At 27.9% G+C, this 7,944-nt stretch carries 4 protein-coding genes and 1 pseudogene; 4 read left to right on the top strand and 1 reads right to left on the bottom strand.

Going from position 1 to position 7,944, the window contains the following annotated elements; translation table 11 throughout:
- The 4 genes and pseudogenes from VN21_RS17595 to VN21_RS17575 all read left to right on the top strand — a co-directional run.
- Nucleotides 1–1,729: SbcC/MukB-like Walker B domain-containing protein (locus tag VN21_RS17595; protein WP_046824420.1), on the top strand; the 1,729-nt coding region annotated here is incomplete at its 5' end.
- Between the two features lie 141 nt (nucleotides 1,730–1,870).
- The gene (locus VN21_RS17590) at nucleotides 1,871–3,271 is read left to right on the top strand and encodes an MBOAT family O-acyltransferase (RefSeq protein WP_046824419.1); all 1,401 of its coding nucleotides are present in this window, start codon (nucleotides 1,871–1,873) and stop codon (nucleotides 3,269–3,271) included.
- An 8-nt stretch (nucleotides 3,272–3,279) separates the two neighbouring features.
- Nucleotides 3,280–4,695: pseudogene (locus tag VN21_RS17580) on the top strand (DHHW family protein).
- 107 nt (nucleotides 4,696–4,802) lie between these two features.
- A complete protein-coding gene (locus VN21_RS17575) occupies nucleotides 4,803–6,497 on the top strand; it encodes a BCCT family transporter (protein ID WP_064503625.1) in 1,695 nt (564 codons plus the stop codon).
- An 87-nt stretch (nucleotides 6,498–6,584) separates the two neighbouring features.
- Here VN21_RS17575 and sstT read toward each other — a convergent pair whose 3' ends face one another.
- On the bottom strand, nucleotides 6,585–7,799 hold the full coding sequence (gene sstT / locus VN21_RS17570) for a serine/threonine transporter SstT (RefSeq protein ID WP_046824416.1): 1,215 nt from the start codon (nucleotides 7,797–7,799) through the stop codon (nucleotides 6,585–6,587).
- Between the last annotated feature and the right edge of the window lie 145 nt (nucleotides 7,800–7,944).

Here is a 7,944-nt window from a genome sequence, read left to right as displayed (position 1 = left end):
TAAAGAAAATCATATTAAATTAAATAAAGAGTATGAAAAAATAGAGCAGATATATAAAGATTATAAGAAAAGCTTTGAAGCTATGGATGAAATATATAAAAAGGAACAAGCAGGGATATTAGCAGCTAATTTAAAAGAAAATAAACCTTGCCCAGTATGTGGATCTAAAAATCATCCAAGTCCAGCGGTTATAAGTAAAAGCTTAGTAGTTCCAACAAAGGAAGAATTAAAAATAGCTAAAGAAAAATTAGAGAAATCTGAAAAAGAATACAACTTAATAATAAATGAATTAACTAAATTAAATACTGACTGTAAAAATTATTTTGATATTGTAAGCAATAGTTTATCGAAGTTTTCAAAAACTTTAAATATAGATGAAAAATATTCAGAGAATACAGATGAAATAGTTAAGTTAAAGGGTCTTGAATTAAAGGTTAATATTGATGATTTAAATAAGGGTCTTATAAAAATAAACGAAAAACTATCCTTGAAAAAGAGTATAGATGAAAAAAATCAAACTATAGAAAATAGTATTATAGAAATCGAAAAAGAATTAAGCACATTAGATGAAGAGGAAAAAAAATTAAGAGAAGAAGTAGGCGAAGTAAAATTCAATATAAAAAATTATAAAGAAAAAATTCCTGATGACATCTTAGATATAAAAACTCTTGAAAATTTAATAAACATTAAATCTAAAGAGTTAGATGATAGCCAAAAAAAATTAATAAAGTTAAGAGAAGATAACGAAAATATTTCAAGACAATTAGAAGGTGAAACTTCTAAATCTAAGCAAATTAAAGATTATATAGAAGAATTAAAGACTAATGTAGAAAAGATAAAGTTAGAATTTAATACTTTATTAAAAAACTTAGGATTTAATGATTTTAATAACTATGAGGAGTTTAAATCAAAGATTTACTTAATTAAAGACTTAGAAAAAGAAGTAGAAGATTATTATTTAAATTTAAATTTACTTAAATCTAAAAAAGAAGACATAGTTATTAAAACTAAAGATTTATCTTTTATTGATATAGATAGTATTGATGAAAACCTAAAGAAACTTCAAGAAGAAAAGAAAGGTTTAGAGCTTAGACTTAGAGAACTTTACTCAGTATTAGAAAACAATAAATCTATACTTAAAAATGTAGAAAGTTTAAATGCTAAGTTTAAAGCTATAGAAGAAGAGTATAAGGTTGTAGGAGAATTAGCTGATTTGGCAAATGGTAAAAAATCTCCATATATATCTTTTGAAAGATACATATTAGCTTCATACTTTGAAGATATAATAGAAGCGGCAAATATAAGACTTGAAAAAATGACAGGTGATAGATTCTCCTTAATAAGAAAGAAAAGTAAGAGCAAAGGAGCGGGGCAAAAAGGTTTAGAACTAGAAATTTACGATAACTATACAGACAGCTCTAGAGATGTTAGCTCATTATCAGGAGGAGAAAGTTTCAAAGCATCTTTATCTTTGGCACTAGGACTTTCAGATGTAGTTCAATCAAATGCAGGAGGAGTATCCCTTGATACTATGTTTGTTGATGAAGGATTTGGAACATTAGATCCGCAATCACTAGATAACGCAATTGATAGTTTACTTGAACTTCAAAGAGGTGGAAGGTTAGTAGGTATAATATCACATGTTGAAGAATTAAAAGAAAGAATAGATGCTAAGTTAGAAGTAGTATCTACAGCAAAAGGAAGTAAAGCTGAATTTAATATATTGTAAAAGATCAAATAATTAAAAATCCAACTCTATTTTAGAGTTGGATTTTTCTATTTTTAACTGTAACATAAATGTCACTTAACGATGATAAATTAACGCTAAGGTTAAGGAATTTAAGATTATAAAAACTAATGGAGGTGGGTTATGGTATTTTCAAATACGTTATTTCTTTACTTATTTCTTCCTATTAATCTTATTCTGTATTATGCAGTTAAGAGCAGAAAATGGAAAAACTTTATTTTGATTATTTTTTCTTTAGCATTTTATGCTTGGGGAGAACCGGTATGGATATTTCTTTTAATATTTAGTTCTTTAGTAGATTATGGACATGGACTATTTATTGAAAAGTATAGAGGAACTAAGTTAGCTAAAATAGGTTTATTATCATCTATATGTATTAATTTAGGATTATTAATTACTTTTAAATATAGTGCATTTTTATATGAAAATTTAAATACTATATTTAATTTATCGTTAGAAATACCTAAGTTTTCATTGCCTATAGGAATTTCTTTTTACACATTTCAAACTTTATCATACACAGTAGATGTATATAAGGGAGATGTTAAAGCACAGAAAAATTTCTCTAAGTTCTTGATGTATGTATCTCTGTACCACCAATTAGTTGCAGGACCAATAGTTAGATATTCAGATGTAGAAGAAGAAATTGAAAGTAGAGTTATTACTGTAGAAAATTTTAGTAGAGGAATAAGTAGGTTTACTATAGGTCTTGCAAAGAAAGTATTAATTGCAAATGTAGCAGGACAGTTTGTAACTCAATATATGAATTCAGATTTATCTAGTATAACTGTTCTTGAAGCTTGGTTTGGAATTGCAATGTTTACTATACAAATATATTTTGACTTCTCTGGATACTCAGACATGGCGATAGGGCTTGGGAAGATGTTTGGATTTACATACATGGAGAATTTCAACTATCCGTATATATCAAAATCTGCAACTGAATTTTGGAGAAGATGGCATATATCATTAGGAAGTTTCTTTAGAGACTATGTATATATACCATTAGGTGGAAATAGAAAAAACATTATATTTAATTTATTCGTTGTATGGTTTTTAACTGGTATATGGCATGGAGCTAGTTGGAACTTTATACTTTGGGGTCTTTATTTTGGTATATTAGTATATTTAGAAAAAAAGATTTTATTTAGAGTTTTAAACAAAATACCAAAAATATTTTCACATATATATCTGATTGTTGCACTTTTAGTTGGATGGACTTTATTTTACTTTACAGATGTAAATAGAGCTTTTGAATATATAAAGATATTATTTGGATTTACAAATAATGAGTTTACAAATAATGAGCTAAAGTTAGTTTTTACAAACAATATATATTGGATTTTAATAGCTATAGTTGCGAGTACCCCTATATATCCATATCTGAAACAATATATAGGACAAAGTAGAATAAAAATATTTGGACAAGTTGTAGAAGTTCTATTAAATGTAGTTATAATGATTTGCTGTACTTCAATGTTAATAGCAAGCAGCTACAATCCATTTTTATATTTTAGGTTTTAGGAGGTCTTATGAGCCGTAAATTAAAAAGACAAGAGAAACGAAAAAATGAATTAAGTAAAATATTAAATAAAATAAATATATTTATATTTGTGGCAACCTTGATAATGTTTTCTGTTTTATCAGTAATTATCCCAAAAAAAACAGTATCAGAGATAGAAAAAAGAGAATTAGCAAAATTTCCTAAGTATACAAAAGAATCACTATTCTCTGGAGAGTACTTTAAAGGAATTGAAAATTTTTATAATGACACATTTCCATTTAGAGATAAATTTTTACAGATATATTCTCACATAAATGAATCAAAGGGAATAAGACAAGGTGAAGATGAAATAAAATTATACAAATAGAGAGGTAATAAAATGAATAAAAAAATAAAACCATCAACAAGAAAAATATTAGCAATGTGTTTAGTACTTATTATTGCGAGTCAAGTTGTAGCGTGCTCAAATAAAGATGCCATAAATTCTAGTAAAGAAGGTAGTAGTTCTGAACAAAAAGTAGATACATCAGAAAGTAATAAAACTGATAGTAATGCAACTGCTGAAAAATCAGGATCAGTTATTACTGTAGGAAATAAGGCTTTTGAGATTTTTAATGAAAATAAAGCTGGAGAAAAAGAATATTCTCAAATTATATCTGAACATAAAAAAGCATTGGGAAAAGATGTACAAGTTTATAATATGGTAGTCCCAACTCATGTTGAATTTGGACTACCTGAAAAATATAAAGATATGTCAAAATCAGAAAAAGATTCTATAGACAGTATATATAAAAATATGGACAAAGATGTAAAGACTGTAGATGCTTATGATAACTTGAAAAAGCATAAAGAGGAGTATATATACTTTAATACTGATCATCACTGGACTTCATTAGGTGCATACTATGCATATAAATCATTTGCAAAAGAAGCAGGATTTAAACCTGCAGAACTATCGGAGTATGACAAATATACTAAAGAAGGCTTTTTAGGAACATTATATGCGCAAACACAAGATAGTAAGATTAAAAACAATCCAGATAAAGTGGATTATTATAAAATTCCTTGTGATTATAGTGTTTATAGATATGAAAAAGAAAACCCTAATAAACCTCTTAAAACGACTTTATATGCAGATTATGCTAAAGGATCTAATGCTTACTCAGTTTTCCTACATGGAGATTTTCCAAGAATAGATATAAAAAATAAGGATGCTAAAAATAATAAAAAATTGGTTGTAGTAAAAGAATCTTATGGTAATGCATTTGTTCCATTTTTAATACCTCACTATAAAGAGGTAATAGTTATAGATTCTAGACATTATAAGGGAAGCTTAGAAAAATTAGTAAAAGAAAAGAATGCAAATGAAGTTTTATTTATAAATAATGCTTTTGCTGCAAACACACAAAAAATAGTTAATACTATAAAGGGTTTAAATAAATAAGTAATAAAAAAGGAATGTATTAATGCATTCCTTTTTTATTATTTATTATATACTAACGCATATAAATTATTAGTATAGTATTTATTGAAAAAATTAGGAGGTATGTTGTGGTAAATAAAAATGTAGAAAAATGTGTGAAAGTAAGAAGGTCTATTATGATACCTATGACGCTAATATTCTTTTTTGTTATTACAATAGGTATTATTAAACCGAATATGTTGTATAACATTGAAAATAACATAGTAACATGGGCTACTAAAAGCTTTGGATGGTTATTTCAATTATCTGCTGTATTTTTTTTATTTATATGTTTTTGGTTAATGTTTTCAAAATATGGATCTATTAAATTAGGGGGAAAAGATGCACATCCAACTATGAGTTATTGGAATTGGTTTTGTATATCATTAACAGCGGGTATAGGTACAGGTATATTATTTTGGGGAATAGCAGAGCCCATAACCCATTTTATGAATCCTCCAGAATCTATAGGTATAATTCCAGGAAGTGAGTCTGCAGCAATGTTTGCAATGAATACATCTTTTACACACTGGACGTTTTACCCGTATTCAATGTATGCCATATCAGGAGTATGTATAGCTTTTGCAATATATAATATGAAATTACCATGTAGAGTAAGTTCTGTATTATACCCATTGTTTAATAAAAAGGTAAATTATAGATTAGAGTCTTTAATTGATAATATTTGTTTATTTGCTATGGCAGGCGGAGTAGCTGCTATATTGGGAGTAGGAACTATGCAGATTAGCAAGGGGCTAAATATAATACTTGGAGTTCCTAATAATAAATTTACGTGGATTACAATTGTAACCATAATAGTTATAACATATATAATATCTAGCATAACTGGAATAGATAAAGGAATCAAATGGATATCAGATAAAAATACAAAGTTATTTATAGGACTTATGGTTTTTATATTTGTATTAGGACCGACATCATTTATACTATCTCTAGGAACACAATCTTTAGGCAATTTTGCAAGTAATTTTTTGCAAATATCAACTTACTTAAGTCCTATTGATGGATCTGATTGGCCTAGATGGTGGCCTATATATTACTGGGCTATATGGTTAGCCTACGCACCATTGAATGGAATGTTTTTTGCTATGATAAGTAAAGGAAGAACTATACGAGAATTCATGGTAATGAATTTAATAATACCAGCATTATTTGGTATGATATGGTTTATTATATTTGGAGGAGCGGCTATACACCAAGAGCTTTCATATGGAGATTTATGGTCATCTATACAAAGTTCAGGAATGGAAGTATCACTATTCGCTTTCTTAACAAAATATCCTTTTGTAAAAATACTATCTATATTTTTTATAGTGGCTATATTTATTTCAATAGTTACAATGTGCGATTCTGTTACAACAACTATAACAAGACTATCAATAAAATCAGATAATAATGAAAAAACTAAGACTTCCTATAAAATAAATATATTTTGGGGAGTATTAATGGCTTCTATGGCTATTGTAAACCTAATTTGTGCAGGAGGTAAAATTAGTGGTATAGATGCAACTAAACAAATCGCAACTGTTGCAGGTTTTCCAATATTATTCTTTATGATAGCATTAGCATTTTGCCTAGTAAAAATGTTAGTCAATCACAAGTTATATGATAGGACTGATGAATATAAGGATGAAGCTCATATTGTAAAAACTACAAAGCATGAAGTTGAAGATATAAATACAACAGAAGTAGATGCAATGTCGTGTGGACTGTCACGTAGTCATTCAATTATAGATAATAAGAAAAGTGAGGATTATTTATAAAATAGGCTTTGTGATAAGTGACAAAAAGTAAACAGTGTAAATAGTAAAAATGCGGTATATAAACTTATACCGCATTTTTAACTATGATTATTTATTTTCTTTACGTAGTTTTGAAAATTCAGCTACAGCTGTGAATAAAACATCAGTAGATGAATTTATAGCTGTTTCACAAGAATCTTGAATTACACCAACTATAAATCCTACTCCTACGACTTGCATTGCTATGTCATTTGGGATACCAAACAAGCTGCATGCAAGAGGTACTAATAAAAGCGAACCGCCAGCTACTCCTGAAGCTCCACAAGCACTTATGGCGGATAATAAACTAAGTAATAAAGCCATAATAATATTTACTTCTATTCCAAGGGTATGAACTGCTGCAAGTGTTAATATAGAAATTGTAATTGCAGCTCCACCCATATTAATGGTAGCTCCAAGTGGTATAGAGACTGAATAAGTATCTTTATCCAAATTTAAATCTTTACATAATTGCATATTAACAGGTATATTTGCAGCTGAGCTACGAGTAAAAAATGCTGTAAGTCCACTGTTTTTTAAACATTTAAAGACAAGTGGATAAGGGTTTTTACGAATTCCAACAAAAGCTATAAGTGGATTTACTACAAGTGCTATAAAAAGCATACAACCGACTAATAATATAATTAATTGTCCATAGCTAAGCAAGGATTCTATTCCTTGAGTAGATATACTATCAAATACTAGCCCCATAATTCCAAGAGGAGCAAAATTAATTATCCATTTTACTACTTGAGATAGTGCATCAGAGATGTTTGAAATCATTGTTTTAGTAGATGAAGAAGCGTTTTTAAGTGCAAGCCCTATAATTAAAGCCCAAGATAAAATACCGATATAATTAGCATTGTAAAGTGCCATTACAGGATTATCAACAACGTTAATAATTAGTGATTTTAAAACCTCGATAACTCCACCGGGAGGAGCCATCTTACTAACGCCAGAACCAAGAGTTAGTGTTATAGGGAATAAAAAGCTTGCGATAACAGCAACCAACCCTGCTAAAAATGTACCTAAAAGATAAAGAAATATTATTGATTTCATATTAGTTTGTTGACCTTGCTTGTGTTGACAAATAGCGGACATTACTAAGAAAAACACAAGAATCGGAGCGACTGATTTTAGAGCTCCAACGAATAGTGATCCGAAAATAACTATTGGTTTAGCTATATTAGGTATAGTTAATGCTAGCAATATTCCTATAATCAAACCAACTAAAATTCTTTTAACCAAACTAATATTGTTCCACTTATTAAGAAAATTTCCCATCGTACCTCCTACTTTAATAAATTATTTTGATGTTTAAATAGTTAAGTTAGTTCTAATTAATATTATTAAAAAAATATAAAGTGTATGTTTGAATTTTGAGAAAATTTAAAAAATAGATAAAAAGATTATGTATAAATATATCTAT

This window comes from Paraclostridium benzoelyticum (genome assembly GCF_001006285.1).
Taxonomy (GTDB): domain Bacteria; phylum Bacillota; class Clostridia; order Peptostreptococcales; family Peptostreptococcaceae; genus Paraclostridium; species Paraclostridium benzoelyticum.
This window is presented reverse-complemented; position numbering and strand designations above follow the sequence as displayed.